Source organism: Sulfitobacter alexandrii, from assembly GCF_001886735.1.
Classification (GTDB): domain Bacteria; phylum Pseudomonadota; class Alphaproteobacteria; order Rhodobacterales; family Rhodobacteraceae; genus Sulfitobacter; species Sulfitobacter alexandrii.
This window is the reverse complement of record NZ_CP018076.1, coordinates 1,327,230-1,344,047: the sequence shown is the minus strand read 5'-3', so window position 1 is coordinate 1,344,047 and position 16,818 is coordinate 1,327,230. Positions and strand designations below refer to the sequence as shown.

The 16,818-nt window shown below is 65.1% G+C and carries 12 protein-coding genes; 4 read left to right on the top strand and 8 right to left on the bottom strand.

Annotated elements, in window-relative coordinates; translation table 11 throughout:
- Positions 1 to 106: 106 nt before the first annotated feature.
- The 5 genes from BOO69_RS06495 to BOO69_RS06475 all read right to left on the bottom strand — a co-directional run bounded on the left by BOO69_RS06495 (position 107) and on the right by BOO69_RS06475 (position 7,084).
- Entirely contained in the window at positions 107 to 1,270 is a 1,164-nt protein-coding gene (locus tag BOO69_RS06495; RefSeq protein WP_071971361.1) for a M20 aminoacylase family protein, read from the bottom strand.
- 73 nt (positions 1,271 to 1,343) lie between these two features.
- The gene (locus BOO69_RS06490; RefSeq protein ID WP_071971359.1) at positions 1,344 to 2,510 is read right to left on the bottom strand and encodes a M20 aminoacylase family protein; all 1,167 of its coding nucleotides are present in this window, start codon (positions 2,508 to 2,510) and stop codon (positions 1,344 to 1,346) included.
- A gap of 23 nt (positions 2,511 to 2,533) precedes the next feature.
- A complete protein-coding gene (locus tag BOO69_RS06485; RefSeq protein WP_071971357.1) occupies positions 2,534 to 3,877 on the bottom strand; it encodes an NAD(P)/FAD-dependent oxidoreductase in 1,344 nt (447 codons plus the stop codon).
- Positions 3,878 to 4,002: 125 nt separating this feature from the next.
- The gene (gene argE, locus BOO69_RS06480) at positions 4,003 to 5,166 is read right to left on the bottom strand and encodes an acetylornithine deacetylase (protein WP_071971355.1); all 1,164 of its coding nucleotides are present in this window, start codon (positions 5,164 to 5,166) and stop codon (positions 4,003 to 4,005) included.
- An 85-nt stretch (positions 5,167 to 5,251) separates the two neighbouring features.
- Positions 5,252 to 7,084 carry an ABC transporter ATP-binding protein gene (locus BOO69_RS06475; RefSeq protein WP_071971353.1) on the bottom strand — a complete coding sequence of 611 codons (1,833 nt, stop codon included), beginning with the start codon at positions 7,082 to 7,084 and terminating at the stop codon, positions 5,252 to 5,254.
- 307 nt (positions 7,085 to 7,391) lie between these two features.
- Here BOO69_RS06475 and BOO69_RS06470 point away from each other — a divergent pair, with 307 nt between their 5' ends.
- The 3 genes from BOO69_RS06470 (at position 7,392) to BOO69_RS06460 (ending at position 11,257) form a co-directional block, all read left to right on the top strand.
- The gene (locus tag BOO69_RS06470; RefSeq protein ID WP_071971351.1) at positions 7,392 to 9,113 is read left to right on the top strand and encodes a peptide ABC transporter substrate-binding protein; all 1,722 of its coding nucleotides are present in this window, start codon (positions 7,392 to 7,394) and stop codon (positions 9,111 to 9,113) included.
- 115 nt (positions 9,114 to 9,228) lie between these two features.
- A complete protein-coding gene (locus tag BOO69_RS06465) occupies positions 9,229 to 10,266 on the top strand; it encodes an ABC transporter permease (RefSeq protein WP_071971349.1) in 1,038 nt (345 codons plus the stop codon).
- Positions 10,259 to 11,257, top strand: a complete 999-nt coding sequence (locus BOO69_RS06460) for an ABC transporter permease (RefSeq protein ID WP_071971347.1) — start codon at positions 10,259 to 10,261, stop codon at positions 11,255 to 11,257. Before BOO69_RS06465 ends, BOO69_RS06460 begins: the two co-directional genes overlap by 8 nt.
- A gap of 63 nt (positions 11,258 to 11,320) precedes the next feature.
- Here BOO69_RS06460 and BOO69_RS06455 read toward each other — a convergent pair whose 3' ends face one another.
- The 3 genes from BOO69_RS06455 to BOO69_RS06445 form a co-directional block, all read right to left on the bottom strand.
- Positions 11,321 to 12,604 (bottom strand): DUF3422 family protein, encoded by a 1,284-nt coding sequence (locus BOO69_RS06455; RefSeq protein ID WP_071973686.1) that lies wholly within the window; start codon positions 12,602 to 12,604, stop codon positions 11,321 to 11,323.
- Between the two features lie 265 nt (positions 12,605 to 12,869).
- The gene (locus BOO69_RS06450; protein WP_071971345.1) at positions 12,870 to 14,360 is read right to left on the bottom strand and encodes an NAD(P)(+) transhydrogenase (Re/Si-specific) subunit beta; all 1,491 of its coding nucleotides are present in this window, start codon (positions 14,358 to 14,360) and stop codon (positions 12,870 to 12,872) included.
- A gap of 16 nt (positions 14,361 to 14,376) precedes the next feature.
- A complete protein-coding gene (locus BOO69_RS06445; protein WP_071971343.1) occupies positions 14,377 to 15,951 on the bottom strand; it encodes a Re/Si-specific NAD(P)(+) transhydrogenase subunit alpha in 1,575 nt (524 codons plus the stop codon).
- A gap of 308 nt (positions 15,952 to 16,259) precedes the next feature.
- On the opposite strand from BOO69_RS06445, the gene BOO69_RS06440 reads away from it, so the two are divergent.
- Positions 16,260 to 16,814 (top strand): REP-associated tyrosine transposase, encoded by a 555-nt coding sequence (locus BOO69_RS06440; protein WP_071971341.1) that lies wholly within the window; start codon positions 16,260 to 16,262, stop codon positions 16,812 to 16,814.
- Positions 16,815 to 16,818: the final 4 nt, after the last annotated feature.

Genomic DNA, 16,818 nt, shown 5'->3' with positions numbered 1-16,818 from the left:
CCCCCGCTTCTTTATGCCGAAAATACTCAAACGGAACGCCGGCCCGGGGCACGCCCTCCGGGTGGCGCGAAACAGGACGGGCCCCAGCCCGCCCTGCGCGTGTGGGTCAGGCCGCCGGCATCCGTTGTTCGACCACGCCGGCCCACCAGCTGCATCCCGCCGGGATCGCCTCGTCGTTGAAGTTGTACATCGGGTGATGGACCATCGCCCCGTCACCGTTGCCCACCAGGATATAGGCGCCCGGCCGTTCCTCCAGCATGAAGGCGAAATCCTCTCCCCCCATCACAAGCGGTGCCTCGTCGCATTGGCCGGAAACGCTCCGCGCCACGTCGGCGGCAAACTCGGTCTGTTCGGGATGGTTCACCATCACCGGGTAGTTCCGCTTGTAGTCGACCGTTGCCTTGGCGCCGAAGGTTGCGGCGATCCCCTCGCAGATCTCGGTGACGCGCTTCTCCGCGAGGTCGCGCAGCTCGTTGCTCAAGGTGCGTACGGTCCCCATCAGGTTCACGCGTTGCGGGATCACGTTGAAAGCCTTGGACGACGATTCGATCGAGGTGATCGACACCACGATGTTGCCGATCGGGTCGGCATTGCGGCTGACGATCGTCTGCAGCGCGGTGATGACATGCGCCGTCACCACCCCCGTGTCGATCGTCTCGTGCGGCTTGGCCGCGTGGCCGCCCAGCCCCTCGATCTCGATCTGCAGCAGGTCCGTGGCGGCAAAGAACGGACCGGTCCGGATGCCGAAGCTGCCGGTGGGCATACCCGGCCAGTTGTGCATGCCATAGACCTCCTGGATGCCCCAGCGGTCCATCATGCCGTCGTCGCACATGACCTTGCCGCCGCCGCCGCCCTCTTCGGCGGGCTGGAAGATGACCACAGCCGTGCCATCGAAATTCCGCGTCTCCGCCAGGTATTGCGCCGCCCCCAACAGCATGGCGGTATGGCCGTCATGGCCGCAGGCATGCATGGCCCCGTCCGTCTTCGAGGCATAGTCAAGCCCGGTCTGCTCGTGGATCGGCAGCGCGTCCATGTCCGCGCGCAACCCGATCACCTTGCCCGATGCGGTGCTCTTGCCCCTGATCACGCCGACGACGCCGGTGCGGCCGATCCCCTCGACCACCTCGTCGCACCCGAACGCGCGCAGCTTCTCCGCGACGGTGGCCGCGGTGCGGTGGGTGTCGAACAGGATTTCGGGATGTTCGTGCAGATCACGTCGCCAGGCCGTGATATCATCGTGCAGTTCGGCAAAGCGGTTCTTGACGGGCATGGGATGTCCTTTTCGATGGTTGGGGCGGGGAAACCAGATAGAGGCGGGCCGTTCGCCCACCTTTCGCCTTCATCTACCCCACCGGCAACCGGGTTTCCACCAGTTCGGCGAACCACGAACAGCCCGCCGGGATCGCCGCGTCGTTGAAATCGTATTCCGGGTGGTGCAGGGACGCGCTGTCACCGTTGCCGATCATCATGTAGGCCCCCGGCCGCGCGTTCAGCATGTAGGAAAAATCTTCCCCCGCCATCACCGGCGGCAGGTCGCGCAGAACCCCCGGCACCACCTTCTCGGCGACGTCCGCCGCGAAATCCGTCTGGTCGGGATGGTTCACGGTGACCGGGTAGCCGCGCTGGTAGTCGATGCGCGCCTTGCACTGGTAGGCGGCAGCGGTGTGTTCCACCACCTCCCGGAACCGCGCCTCGGCGAGGTCGCGCACCGCCTCGTCGAGGGTGCGCACCGTACCGCGCAGGCGCACCGACTGCGGCAGGATGTTGTGGCTGTCGGTATCGCTCTGGACCGTGGTGACGGAAACCACCACCTGCTTGACCGGATCGACATTGCGGGACGCGATGCTTTGCAGCGCCACCACCACGTGGGCGGCGGCAAGGTTGCTGTCGGCGCCGTTGTGCGGGGCCGCCGCGTGACTGCCGCGCCCGTCGATGAACACCTCGAACTCGTCCGCCGCCGCAAGCAGCGCGCCGTGCCGGATCGCGAACTCCCCCGCCGGAAAGAACGGCATGTTGTGCATGCCGTAGACTTCCTGAATGTCCCAGCGGTCCATCATGCCGTCCTTGACCATCTCGTTGCCGCCCCCGCCGCCTTCCTCCGCCGGCTGGAAGATCAGCACGCAGCGCCCGTCGAAATTCTGGGTCTCGGCAAGATACTGCGCCGCCCCCAGCAGCATGGCGGTGTGCCCGTCATGGCCGCAGGCGTGCATCTTGCCCGGGTTCGTCGAGGCGTGGTCGACCCCGGTCGCCTCGGTGATCGGCAGGGCGTCCATGTCCGCACGCAGGCCGATCGTCCTGCCCGATGTGTTTTGGCGCCCCTCGATCACGGCGACGAGCCCGGTCCTGCCGATCCCGGTGGTGATATCGGTGATGCCGAAGCTGCGCAGCTTCTCCTCCACGAACTTGACGGTTTCGTGCACGTCGAACAGCAGTTCGGGATGCTGATGCAGATGCCTGCGCCAGGCGGTGATCTCGGCGTGGGTTTCGGCGAAACGGTTCTTGATCGGCATGGACGGTCCTTTGCGCGGGTGTCTCAGAGAGGCGGCAGCACGATCGGGCTGCCATCGGTGAATCGGCTGGCGCGGAATCGGCTCAGATCATGACCGACCTCGCCGCCCGTGACCAGTGCGGCCAGACACCGCCCCGCCCCGGGGCCGATGCCGAAGCCGTGGCCCGACATGCCGGTGCCGATCACCAGCCCTTCGATGTCGGGGCTGTGATCCATCACCGGCACGATGTCCGGCATCGTGTCGATCATGCCCGCCCAGGCGGCCCTGACCTTTACCGGCCCGAGGTCGGGATAACGCGCCGCGAAACCACGGCAGGCACGGGCCACGAGGCGCCGGTTCGGCGCGGGATCGAGGATCCGCATGCGTTCGAACGGGCTTTCCTCCTTCGCGCTCCAACGGCGCGGGGTGCCCCAGGCATCGGGAAATCCCCGCGGGGCCGCGGGCCGATAGCCCTGGTCGAAGGGCGCCGCCCGCAACTGCGGGATGTAGTGCGGCAGCGCTCGGAAGGCGTCCGGGCCGATGAACAGCTCGGATCGGCCACTGCCCGCCAGGGTATAGCCGCCGTCCTCGCGGCGGCGAAAGGCCAGCCCGGCGTCCGCCGCGGCCCCGGCGTGCACGTCGGCCAGCGGTTCGGTCGCGACCACGGTCTCGCGCACGGAAAGCTGCGGCAGGCCGATCCCGTGATTGCGCAGGAACAGGGCCGACCATGCGCCGCCTGCCAGCACCACCTGCCCGCAGGCGATGCGGCCCGCCTCGGTATGAACGCCGCTGATGCGTCCGGCCGTGACGTCCAGCCGCCGCACCGCGCAGCCCTCGACGATGCGGACGCCCGCGCGCGCCGCGATCCCGGCCAACGCCGGAACCGCCAGCCAGGGTTCGGCCCGCATGTCGGACGGCGTGGTCATGCCCCCCACGTAGCGCCGATGCAGGCCGGGAAACATCCCGGCCACCTCGTCGGGGCTCAGCATCCGCGTGTCCAGCCCGTGGGCGGCGGCGGTCCCGGCCCAGGCCTCGTAGCCCGCCAGCGCCTTTTCAGTTTCGGCCAGATAGGTGACACCGGTCTGCCGCAAGCCGAAATCCACGTTCGTCTCGGCAGCGAGATCCTGCCAGAGCTGGAGCGCCTCCATCATGATCGGCAGTTCGGCCGGATCACGGCCCTGCTGCCGGATCCAGCCCCAGTTGCGCGAGGACTGCTCGCCCGCCACGCGCCCTTTCTCCAGCAGCGTCACCCGCCGCCCTGCCCGCGCAAGATAGAGCGCCGTGCAAACCCCGATCACGCCGCCGCCGATCACCACCACGTCCGTGTCGGCGGGCGGCGGGCCGGGGTACACCACCGGGTTGCGCATCGAAATCGGAAAACCGCCCATATCTGGAAACCTCGTCCCGGGCCGGGCGCTCCCCCGGCTTCTTTATGCCCAAAATACTCGAATGCAACGCAGGCCGCCCGCGCCGCCGGTCACGTGAGGGCGGCCGCAGACGCCTCCCGCAAGCCTCAGGCCCCCAGCCGGGCCACCAGTTTCTTCATGAAGTCATGACCCGCCTCGAACTGGCTGACCTCGATGAACTCGTTCGGCTGGTGGGCCTGGTCGATGCTGCCGGGGCCGCAGATCACGGCGGAATAGCCCGCCTCCTGGAACTGCCCCGCCTCGGTCCCGTAGCTTACCTTGTGGCTCGCGTTGTCGCCGGTGATCTGGCGCACCAGCGTCTCGGCCGCGCCTTCGTCCTCGGGCTGAAGCGCGGGCACGTCGAAGCGCTCCGAGATGTCGATCCGCGCTTCGGGCACCACCGATTGCATCTGCTCTTCCACCTCGCGCACCTTCTTGAGGTAGGATGTCGCCCAGGCGTCCTTGTCCTCGCCCGGCACCACGCGGAAATCCATGGCAAAGCGGCAGTCCTTCGCGGTGATGTTGTGCGCCGTCCCGCCCGAGATCATGCCGACATGCAGTGTCGTGAAGGGCGGGTCGAACATGGCCGCCAGCGATGTCGGCTTGGCCTCCATGTTCTCGGTGTTGATGCCGTTGGCCCATTCGATCAGCTTTGCCCCCGCCATGATCGCGTTGACGCCCTTGTGCAACATCGACGAATGGACCTCGAAGCCGATCAGATGCGTGTCGAAGCCGATGCCGCCCTTGTGGCCCGTCACCGCCTGCAACCGCGACGGCTCGCCCACGATCACGGCCGATCCCTTGGGCAGAACGGGCTGCATGGCCCGGATCATCGGTGGCGCGCCGGTGCAGCCGACCTCTTCGTCGAAACTCAGCGCGATCTGCAGCGGCCGGCTGACACCGGCGTGGTGTGCCTCGACCAGCGCCCAGAGGGCCAGCGCATCGAATCCCTTCATGTCGCAGGTGCCGCGCCCGTAGTACTTGCCGTCCCGCTCCACGACGGAAAACGGGTCGGTGTCCCATGGCTGGCCGTCGACCGGCACCACGTCGGTATGGCCCGACAGCACGATCGCCCCTTCCTCCCACGGGCCGACATGGGCAAACAGCGCATGCTTGGGCTGCTCGGGGTCGATGTAGCGATGACTTTCGATGCCGTGGCTGTCGAGGTAGTCCGCGACCCAGTCGATCAACGGAATGTTGGTATCCCGGCTGACGGTGGGAAAGCTGATCAGCTTTTCCATCAGTTGCAGGGGGGTCAGGCGGTCGGTCATCGCGGCTCCATTCATCGCGGGCCCGGCCCCGCGGCGCGCGGGGCGGCCGTTCGGTCCGGGGAATTCGGGTAGATCACTGGCATGTTCAGTAACCGCTGTCCGTCGTCAGCACCAGATGGCCCGGTTCGACTTCGCGGTAGGCCGACGGTTCGGCCTGATAGCCGACCGGGTGGATCGGCGAGGGAATCGGCTTGAAGTTCAGCTCGCTTTCCTTCTTGCGCTGGCGCGGGTCGGCCACCGGAACCGCCTTCATCAGCGCCTGGGTATAGGGATGCTGCGGGTTCTCGAAGACCCGCTGGCGCGAGCCCAGTTCCACGATCCGGCCAAGGTACATCACGCCCACCTGATGGCTCACCCGTTCGACCACGGCCATGTCGTGGCTGATGAAGAGGAAGGACAGCCCCATTTCGGCCTGCAGTTCCATCATCAGGTTCAACACCTGTGCCTGCACCGACACGTCCAGCGCGCTCACCGCCTCGTCCGCAATGATGAGCTTGGGATTCAACGCCAGTGCCCGTGCGATCGCCACGCGCTGACGCTGGCCACCCGACAGCTCGTGCGGGAATCGCCGCATGAAGCTGCGCGGCAGTTCCACCCTGTCGAACAGCATCTCGACGCGCTTGCTGACCTCCGCGCCCTTCAGCGTCCGGAAGTTGTGGATCGGCTCCGCCACCTGGTCCGCCAGCTGCATCTGCGGATTGAGCGAGGCAAAGGGATCCTGGAAGATCATCTGCATGTCCAGACGCGCGGTGCGCAGGTCGCGCTGGTTCAGCGCCATGATGTCCTTGCCGTCGAGGTCGATCTCGCCGGATTTCGGCTCCACAAGCCGAAGGATCGAGCGGCCCGCGGTGGACTTGCCGCAGCCGGATTCCCCAACGAGGCTCAGGGTCTGGCCCTTGTTGATGCTGAAGGAGAGGTCCTCCACCGCGTGCACGTTGGCGATGGTGCGGCGCAGGAAACCTCCGGTGACCGGGAAACGCGTGGTCAGGTTCCGGACCGTCAGCAGCGTCTCCGTGGTGCCCTTGATCGGCTTGATCTCCTGGTCCTTCGTTCCCAGCAGGCGCATCGGCTCGGGATAGGGCTTCCCCTTCATCTCCCCCAGCTTGGGCACCGCGGCAAGCAGCGCCTTGGTGTAGGCGTGCTTGGGATTCTCGAAAATCTCCTCGACCGTGCCCTCCTCGACCTTGAGACCACGGAACATCACGACCACGCGGTCGGCCATCTGTGCGACCACCGCCATGTCGTGGGTGATGAACATCACCGCCGTGCCCGTCTCGCGCTTGAGCCGGTCCATCAGCGCGAGGATCTCGGCCTGGATCGTCACGTCGAGCGCCGTCGTCGGTTCGTCGGCGATCAGCAGGCGCGGCTCGCAGGCAAGCGCCATGGCGATCACGACCCGCTGGCGCATACCGCCCGACAGCTCGTGCGGAAACTGCTTCAGCCGCCGTTCGGGTTCGGGGATTCGCACCTGCTTGAGCAGCGCGAGCGCCCGCTCCTCGGCCTGGGCCTTGCTCAGCCCGCGGTGCAGGCGCAGACCTTCGGTCATCTGGCGTCCCACGGTGAAGACCGGGTTCAGCGCCGTCATCGGTTCCTGAAAGATCATCCCGATCTCGTTGCCGCGGATGTGCCGCATGAGCGACTGGTCGGATTGCGCCAGATCGATCTCGCCGGCATCCGACCGATTAAAAAGCAGGCGGCCGTTCGCGATTTCCCCGCCGCCGTATTCGATCAGGCGCATGAGCGACAGCGAGGACACGGATTTGCCCGATCCGGATTCGCCGACGATACAGACCGTCTCGCCCGGATTGATGTCGAAACTGACGTCCTCCACCCCCACGACGGGGCCGTCCTTGGTCTGGAATTCGACCCTTAAGCCCTTGATTTGTGCGATCGGTGCCGTGCCTGAGTTGTCCAGCATGGGTTTCCCTGTGAAATCTGCGGGTGCGATTGATGAACGCTAAGGCCAATCCCTTCTTGCGTCAAACCACTGTCGCCCGCGCGGGTTCGATTTCGTGTCAGGCAAATCTCCGGGCTTGCATTTCTGGCAAAAACTGTTTCGATACTGGCCATGCATTCCGGGGGGACTGGCGGCTGGACACTGGTATTCCTCCAAGTTTACGCAAGGTTAGAAGCCTTACTTAAACCTTCGCCCGGATGGCAAAAACAGATGGGCACTATCCCGTCGCAGAACACGGCGCACCAAAGCGTCCAACATGGAGTACACTATGAAACTGAGAACCCTACTGATGGGTGCCATCGCCACGACGGCCTTCGCCCCCCTCGCCCTGGCGCAGGACCAGGGCGGCGAGCGTGGCCGCGACGGTGACGTCAAGATCATCTACTGGCAGGCGCCCTCGATCATGAACCCCTACCTTTCCGGCGGGACCAAGGACCTCGAGGCCTCGTCGCTGGTGATCGAGCCCATGGGCCGCTACGACGAGACCGGCGCGATGGTGCCCTACCTCGCCGCCGAGATCCCGACCGTCGAGAACGGCGGCGTGAGCGAAGACCTGACCTCCATCACCTGGAAGATCGCCGATGGCATGATGTGGTCCGATGGCACGCCCGTCACATCCGCTGACCTCGCGTTCACGGCCGAGTACTGCATGCACCCCGAAGGCGGCTGCGCGCAGGGCGCCAAGTTCGACGGCGTGAAGGAAGTCGAAATCATCGACGACCAGACCGTGACCGTTCACTTCAACGAAGCCAAGCCGAACCCCTACGGCCCCTTCATGGGCGCACAGTCCCCGATCCTTCAGAAAGCGCAGTTCGAGAACTGCCTTGGCCCCAAGGCGCCCGAGTGCACCGAGCAGAACTTCAACCCGATCGGCACCGGCCCCTTCACCGTGACGGAGTTCCGCCCGAACGACGTGATCACCATGGCGGCCAACGAGAACTTCCGCGATCCCAGCAAGCCGGCCTTTGCCACGCTGACCCTAAAGGGCGGCGGCGATGCGGTCGCGGCAGGCCGGGCGGTCATGGAAACGGGCGAATACGACTACGCCTGGAACATGCAGCTGGCCCCCGACGTGCTGTCCAAGATGGCCGAAGCTGGCATGGGCAAGCCGATCTCCGCCTTCGGCACGCTGGTCGAGCGTCTTGAGATGAACCTGACCGACCCCTCGCCGGACCTGCCGGAGGGCGAGCGTTCCACCGTGGCGCATCCGCATCCGATCCTGTCGGATGAACGGGTACGTCGGGCGCTGTCCATGGCGATCGACCGCGAACTGCTGGTCGAAGTGGGCTACGGCCAGGCCGGCCGCGCAACCTGCAACCTCGTGCCGGCGCCGGCGCTCTACGCGTCTGACAACACCGAGTGCCTGACTCAGGACATCGAAGGCGCGAAGGCCCTGCTGGAAGAAGCCGGCTGGACCGACACCAACGGTGACGGCGTACGCGACAAGGATGGCAAGAAGCTGTCGCTGCTGTACCAGACCTCGACCAACGCGGTCCGCCAGGACTTCCAGGCGCTGATCAAGGATTGGTGGAGCCAGATCGGTGTTGAAACCGAACTGCGCAACGTCGATGCCTCCGTGTTCTTCGGCGGCGACCCCGGTTCGCCGGACACCTTCCAGAAGTTCTATGCGGACGTGGAAATGTACGCCAACAACTTCGACGGCACCGACCCGCAGGCCTACCTCGCGGCCTACCGCTGCGGCAACGAGCCGAAGCCGTCCAGCCAGTGGCAGGGCGAAAACATCAACCGTTTCTGCAACGAAGAGTACGACGCGCTGCTGGACGAACTGTCCCGCACCGGCGAGTTGGACAAGCGCGGCGAGATCGCCAAGCAGCTCAACAACATGGTCACCAAGGACAGCATGACCATCGTGCCGCTGGTCGATCGTGGCCGCGTCTCCGCCGTGTCGAACACGCTTGGCGGCGTGGTCCTGAACACCTGGGACTCCGAACTGTGGAACGTCGCCGACTGGTACCGCATCAAGGAATGATGTGACACGGCAGGGCGCGCAATTTCTGCGCGCCCTGCTCCGGCCTCCCGCGCGGCCTGCGGGCCTCTCCCCCTTCGCGATCCTCCCCCAAGACACATAGGCAAAGGCGGCGCTCATGTTGACCTTCACCATACGACGATTGATTCTGTCGATTCCGACGCTTTTGCTGATCAGCCTTGTGATATTCGGCCTGTTGCAACTGGCTCCCGGCGATCCCATGGCGCAGGTGCCGCTGACGGTCCCGCCGGAAGTGAAGCAGAAGATGCGCGAGGCGCTCGGCCTCGGTCAGGCGTGGTACATCCAGTACTACAAGTGGCTTGTGCAGTTCTTCTGGATCGAGCCGAAGGTCTTCATCGACTACCTCACGAATTCAAGCACCCTTCTGGGCTGGCTGCCCGACACGTCGCTCTACCAGGGTGAATTGCGGGTGATCTCGTGGCAGACCCGCAGCCCCGTCATGGACATCGTGGCACAGCGGATGCCGCAGACCCTCTGGGTGGTCGGGCTGAGCTACATCGTCGGCATCGTCATCGCCATCCCCATCGGGATCTACTCGGCCTATCGCCATTACTCGGTCTTCGATCAGGCGGGCACATTCATCACCATGATCGGTTTCTCCATCCCGCCGTTCTTTACCGGGCCGCTGCTGATCGTCATCTTCTCGGTCTACCTGGGCTGGCTGCCGTCGATCTACGATACCACTCACGTCGTGAACGACTGGGAAAGCTTCAAGGTGCAGTTCTTCCAGATGATCATGCCGGTGATGGTGCTCGCGCTGCAGACCACCGCGCAGATCAGCCGCTACATGCGCGGCGCCATGCTGGACAACCTCAACCAGGATTATGTCCGCACGGCCCGCGCCAAGGGGCTGCGCGAAGGCGTGGTGGTGATGGTGCACGTGCTGCGCAACTCGATGATCCCGGTGGTCACCGTGATCGCGCTGGGGATGCCCGCGATCTTCGGCGGGGCCATCATCACCGAGAACGTGTTCAAGGTGAACGGGATCGGCCAGTTGCTGCTGACCGCCCTCTTCGCCAACGATCTGCCGATGGTGATGACACTGACCTTCATCTTCGCGGTCCTGATCGTGCTGTTCAACCTCATTGCAGACGTGCTCTACGGCCTGCTCGACCCGAGGATCCGCTATGACTGAGCAAGCGACCCCCGCAAGCCCGCTCGAAGCCGATATCGAAACCATCGGCGCGCTGATGGACAAGGGGCCGTCCAAACCACCCCGCAGCCAGTGGCGCGATGTCTGGGATCAGTTCCGAAAGCACAAGGGCGCGGTCTTTGGCGGCGGCTTCCTGATCCTGATCACGTTCACCGTGCTCTTCGGCCCCTACATCTGGGATGTGGACCCCAAGGCATTGGACATCCGCAACAAGAACTGGCGCCCGATCTACACCCTCCTCTGGGATGGCGAGGCCGCGGCGGGCTGGGCACATCCTTTCGGCACCGATCAGCTGGGCCGGGACATTCTCGCGCAGATGATCGCGGGCGGCCGCGTGTCGATGGCCGTCGGCTGGCTCGCCATGGGCCTTGCGCTCGTGATCGGCACCGCGATCGGCGTCATCGCCGGCTACTTCAAGCGGCTGGACTTCTGGCTGATGCGCTTCACCGACCTTGTGCTCTCTTTGCCCATCCTGCCCCTCGTCCTGCTCGCGGTGACGCTGTTCCGCCAGCCCCTGAATTCAAACTTCGGTCCCGAAGGCGGCATGTTCATCCTGATCGTCTCGGTCATCGGGCTGACCTCGTGGATGCAGACCGCGCGGATCGTGCGCGGCGACATCCTCGCCCTGAAGGAGCGTGAGTTCATCCTCGCCGCACGGTCCATCGGCACCACCAGCGGCAAGATCATCCGGCGCCACCTGCTGCCCAACGTGATCTCGCCCATCATGGTCTCGGCCACCCTTGGCCTTGCCACCGCGATCATCACGGAAAGCGCGCTCAGCTTTCTGGGTGTCGGGTTCCCGTCCGACTATCCGACATGGGGCAAACTGCTGGCCGACGCCGTTCCGCGGATGCAGGACTTTCCGGAACGGGTCTTGCTGCCCGGTATCGCGATTTCACTGACAGTGCTCAGCGTGAACTACCTCGGCGATGGCCTGCGTGACGCGCTGGACCCGCGGATTCGCGGCCGCTGACCCCGGCGCCGGACGTCTCGGGAGGTCCGGCCCGGTCCATTCCCACAGGCCGGGCCTGCGCCGCTACTCCAGATGTTTGCGCAGGCGCCGCACCATCCACCAGACGCCCACCACCACCGGCAGGGTGACGGCAGCGGTCAGCAGCCCCTTGCTGAGCCCCGCGGCCTCGGCCACCGGATAAAGCAGGTAGCCCGCCAGCGAGACGGCGTAATAGCTGATCGCGACGACGGACAGCCCCTCCACCGTGCGCTGAAGGCGCAGTTGCAGATCGGCGCGCTTGTCCATGCTGGCCAGGATCGCCTGGTTCTGGGCCGACCGTTCCACGTCCACCCGCGTGCGCAGCAGGTCGGACGCCCGGATGGACCGGCCCGACATCGTCGCCAGCCGCCGTTCCGCCGACTGGACCGTGCGCATCGCGGGCTCGTAGCGGCGCATCATGAATTCGGCAAAGCCCTGACGCCCCATGAACCGCGTCTCCCGCAACGCGCCGATGCGCTGGTCCACGATCGCCTGATAGGCGCCTGTCGCACCGAACCGGAAGGCGGACTGCGCGGCAAGGGTTTCCAGTTCCACCGAAATATCCAGAAGCGCGTGCAGCGTGTCTTCGGCCAGCGCCGTGGGGCCGCGCATGTCGGCCATCAGGTCGGTCAGCTTGTTGTCCAGCGCGTTGAGCTGAGGTCCGACCTCTCGCACCATGGAAAAGCCGAGCATCGAGGCCGCCTTGTACATCTCGATTTCACAGAGGCGCTGCACGATCCGGCCGATCCGGCGGTTGCCGGTCTCGGGATGGGCAAAGACGGCAATGCGCATGTGACCGGAGGAATCGATGCGGAAATCGCTCGCCACCACCGCCGCACCTTCCAGCACGCTTGCGACCGCAAGGCTTTCCGGCACGAACCAGTCGCGCAGCATCTCGGAAATGGTATCGTCCTCCGTCGGTCGGGGCATGATCCGCAGCAAGGCCGACGTGATCCGCCCGCCCGGCGCATCGGCCAGCCAGTAGTCCGGGAACACGTCGAACTCGGAGGGGTCGAAGGGCCGTTCGCTCAGGTCCCGGCGAAACACCGTGTAGGTCACAAGCTCGGTGTGCTGTTCCCACTTGAGCCAGTACTTGCCCATCTCCCCGAAATAGTGCGTGGCGTTCGCATCGGGCCGCGGCGCGCCGTAGTGGTCCAGCAGTGCCGCCAGATGCGCGAGATCCGCGGACTTGTCCCGGGAGGCGGCGTCGTGCGGCTGCTTGATGGCAAGGAACACTGCCGTGGACGGCGCCCTGATCGACGGAAAGGGTCGCGCATGCAATTCGCCGGTGAGGGCGTAGCGCTGGGGATAATCCTTGATCGGGGCCATGTGCAGGTCCGGCATTGAATGTCATTTCGTTTGAACATAGGCGATATTGCAAACTTGAACAGATAAAATTTCATTTTTTCAATAGGTTGACGGTGCACCGCCGTATACCATCCCGCCGGGAAACCGCGCCGGACCGCCGGGCAGCGGCGGAAGGCCCGGCTGAACAGGGCGCCCCTGACCCCATCCGCCCCCGCCAGAACGGAAAAAGGCACCCCTCCCTTTCGGGTGGGGTGCCTCTGTCATGGCCGTTCTTCGACCGGGTAGGTCAGTCGATCAGCGGCAGCAGCTTGTCGAGGCTGGCCTTGGCATCGCCGTAGAACATCCGCGTGTTGTCCTTGAAGAACAGCGGGTTCTCGATCCCGGAATACCCCGTACCCTGCCCCCGCTTGGAGACGATGACCGTCTTGGCCTTCCAGCACTCCAGCACCGGCATGCCGGCAATGGGGCTGTTGGGATCGTCCTGTGCCGCCGGGTTCACGATGTCGTTGGAGCCGATCACGATGGCGACGTCCGTGTCGGGGAAGTCGTCGTTGATCTCGTCCATCTCCATCACGATGTCATAGGGCACCTTGGCTTCGGCCAGAAGCACGTTCATGTGCCCCGGCAGGCGCCCGGCGACCGGGTGGATGGCGAACCGCACGTTCTTGCCCTTGGCCCGCAGCTTCTTGACCAGTTCGCTGACCGCCTGCTGCGCCTGCGCAACGGCCATGCCATAGCCCGGGATGATGATGACGCTGTCGGCTTCGTTCAGCGCCTGTGCGACGCCGTCCGCCTCGATGGCCACCTGCTCGCCCTCGACCTGCATCTGTTCGCCCGCCGGTCCGCCGAACCCGCCGAGGATCACGCTGACAAAGGACCGGTTCATGGCCTTGCACATGATGTAGGACAGGATCGCACCGGAGGAGCCCACAAGCGCACCCACCACGATCAGCAGGTCATTGCCGAGGCTGAAACCGATGGCCGCGGCGGCCCAGCCGGAATAGCTGTTCAGCATCGACACCACGACCGGCATGTCCGCACCGCCGATGCCCATGATCAGGTGATACCCGACGAAAAGCGCGCAGAGCGTGAGCAGAAGCAGCGGAAAGATCCCGCCCGAACCGAGGTACCAGATCAGACAGAGCACCGACACCGTAGCCGCCGCGATGTTCAGCATGTGGCCGCCCGGCAGCTTCTCGGCCGCGGAGTTCACGCGCCCGGCCAGTTTGCCATAGGCGATCACCGACCCGGTGAAGGTCACGGCGCCGATCCAGATGCCCAGCACCAGTTCGACCCGCAGGATGTTCACTTCGACCTGGGTCTTCTTGGCGACAATGGCCGCAAAGCCGCGGAACTGGTCGGCGACCTCCTTGGCCGCGCCGGTCAGCGTGCCGTAGTCCTGCTGCGGAAAGGGCAAACCCGCATCGGCAAAGGCCGCGGCCACGCGACCGATCTCGATATGGGCGTTCAGGCCCACGAAAACCGCCGCCAGACCGACGAGCGAATGCATCGCCGCCACCAGTTCCGGCATCTGCGTCATCTGCACTCGTTGGGACAGCTGCATCCCGATCACGCCGCCGCCCGCGATCAGCAGCAGCGACAGCAGCCACAGCCCCGATCCCGGCCCGATCAGCGTGGCGACGACCGCAAGGGCCATGCCGACGATGCCGTACCATACCGCGCGCTTGGCGCTTTCCTGCCCCGAAAGCCCGCCGAGCGACAGAATGAACAGGACGGCTGCGACCACGTATGCCGCTGTTGTAAAACCGAATTCCATTGTTACTTCTCCGCTCTCAGGATTTCTGGAACATGGCGAGCATGCGCCGCGTCACCATGAAACCGCCGAATATGTTGATCCCCGCCATGAACACCGACAGCGCGGCCAGAAGCACCACGATGAACGAGCTCGATCCGAGCTGCATCAGCGCGCCGAGGATGATGATCGACGAAATCGCGTTGGTCACCGCCATGAGCGGCGTGTGCAGCGAATGGGCGACGCCCCAAATCACCTGGAAGCCGACGAAGACGGCAAGCACGAAGACGATGAAGTGCTGCATGAAGCTGGCGGGCGCCACGAGGCCCACGCCCAGCAACAGGGCACCGCCGATGGCCAGCAACGTCACCTGGTTGCGCGTCTGCGTCTTGAAGGCCGCAAGCTCCTGCGCCGCCTTTTCCTCGGCGGTCAGTTCCTTGGCCTTTTCCTTCTTCGGTGCCGCCGCGATCGCGGAAACCTTGGGTTTCGGCGGCGGAAAGGTGACTTCCTTGCCGTGCGCGATCGTCGCGCCGCGGATCACGTCGTCATCCATGTTGTGGTTGATCACACCGTCCTTGTCCGGGGTGAGATCGGTCATCAGGTGACGGATGTTGGTCGCGAACAGGGTGGAGGACTGCGTGGCCATCCGGCTGGGGAAGTCGGTGTAGCCGATGATGGTCACGCCGTTGTCGGTCACGATCTTCTCGTCCGCCACGGTCAGCTTGCAGTTGCCGCCCTTTTCCGCCGCGAGGTCGACGATGACGCTGCCGGGCTTCATGGATTTGACCATGTCCTCGGTCCAGAGCTCGGGCGCCTCGCGGTTCGGGATCAGCGCCGTCGTGATCACGATGTCCATATCGGGGGCCAGCTCGCGGAACTTGGCAAGCTGCGCCTCGCGGAATTCAGGAGACGAAACAGAGGCATAGCCGCCCGAGGCCGATCCGTCCTGCTGTTCTTCCTCGAAGTCGAGATAGACGAACTCCGCGCCCATGCTTTCCACCTGTTCGGCCACTTCGGGCCGGACGTCGAAGGCATAGGTAATCGCGCCCAGCGAGGTCGACGTGCCGATGGCGGCGAGGCCGGCGACCCCTGCCCCGACAACCAGCACCTTGGCTGGCGGCACCTTGCCCGCGGCGGTGATCTGGCCGGTGAAGAAGCGGCCGAAGTTGTTACCCGCTTCGATCACCGCGCGATACCCGGCGATATTCGCCATAGAGGACAGGGCATCCATCTTCTGGGCGCGGCTGATGCGCGGGATCATCTCCATCGCGATGACGGTCGCGCCCTTCTCGGCGGCCTGTTTCATCTTGGCTTCATCGGCCACCGGGCTGAAGAAGGAAATGAGCGTCTGCCCTTCGCGCAACCGCTTCATCTCGGCATCGGAAGGAGTGCGGACCTTGGCAACCACGTCGGCAGCTTTCCACAGGGCGGCGGCGGTCTTGACCACCTCCACGCCCGCGTCCTTGTAGGCGGCATCGTCGAAGCCCGCGGCCATCCCCGCGCCGGTCTCGATCACGCAGTCATGCCCCAGTTTCTGAAGCTGCTGCGCGGACTCCGGCGTCATGGCGACCCGGTTCTCCCCCTCGAATATCTCTTTCGGCGTACCGATCTTCACTCTTCTTCCCCCATTCTGGTCAGGCAGGCGCGCGCGGCTTGATCCTGCACATGATGCACTTACCGCGCAGCCCCCTGATCTACAAGCGGAACACCCCTGCTACCGCAGCGGTGTTCCGGCGTTTGGCGCTATCGTTGCCCAAATATAAGGCAGCGCCACCGGATTCCATGTCGAAACTTTATTTCACGAGCAATGCAGCAAACGCAACAATGAAACCTGATGGAAGCCCCGCGCCGCCACGTCACGCCCGCTTTCGTCCTGCCCGCCGGTTAACCTGTCATTAACCGCGCCGGCGCTAGCGTGGGCGGATGGCAGATCGTTTCGGAAACCGCACCGGCGGCACCTATTTCTTTACCATACGGCTCGCGCAGCCCGGGGACGACCTGCTGACCCGGCGTGTCGACGACCTGCGCCGCGCTGTCCGGCAGACTTTCGTCCACCACCCCTTCCGGATCGACGCCATCGCCGTCCTGCCGTCGGTGATCCACACGGTCTGGACCCTGCCTGAAGATCGCGCCGGGCTTGCCATCCGCATCGGCATGGTCAAGGCGAAGTTCTCGAGGAACATGCCCTTTCCCGCGCACCGGACACCCGGCCAGATCGCGCGCGGCGAAAAGGGGATCTGGCAACGGCGGTTCTGGGAGCATCGGATCACCGACCATGCCGACTTCGCCCGTCACCGCGACCTCGTGCATCTCAGCCCGGTGCACGCAGGGTTGGTGACGCGCCCGGAGGACTGGGCCCACAGTTCGATCCATCGCGACCTGCGGCGCGGGCAACCGATCCCGGACCTCGTGACGCCATCGCTCCCGCCGGCGCCCACCTCTCGGGCGCGGCACGACCCGCTGACGGCTTTGCATTAGAGGG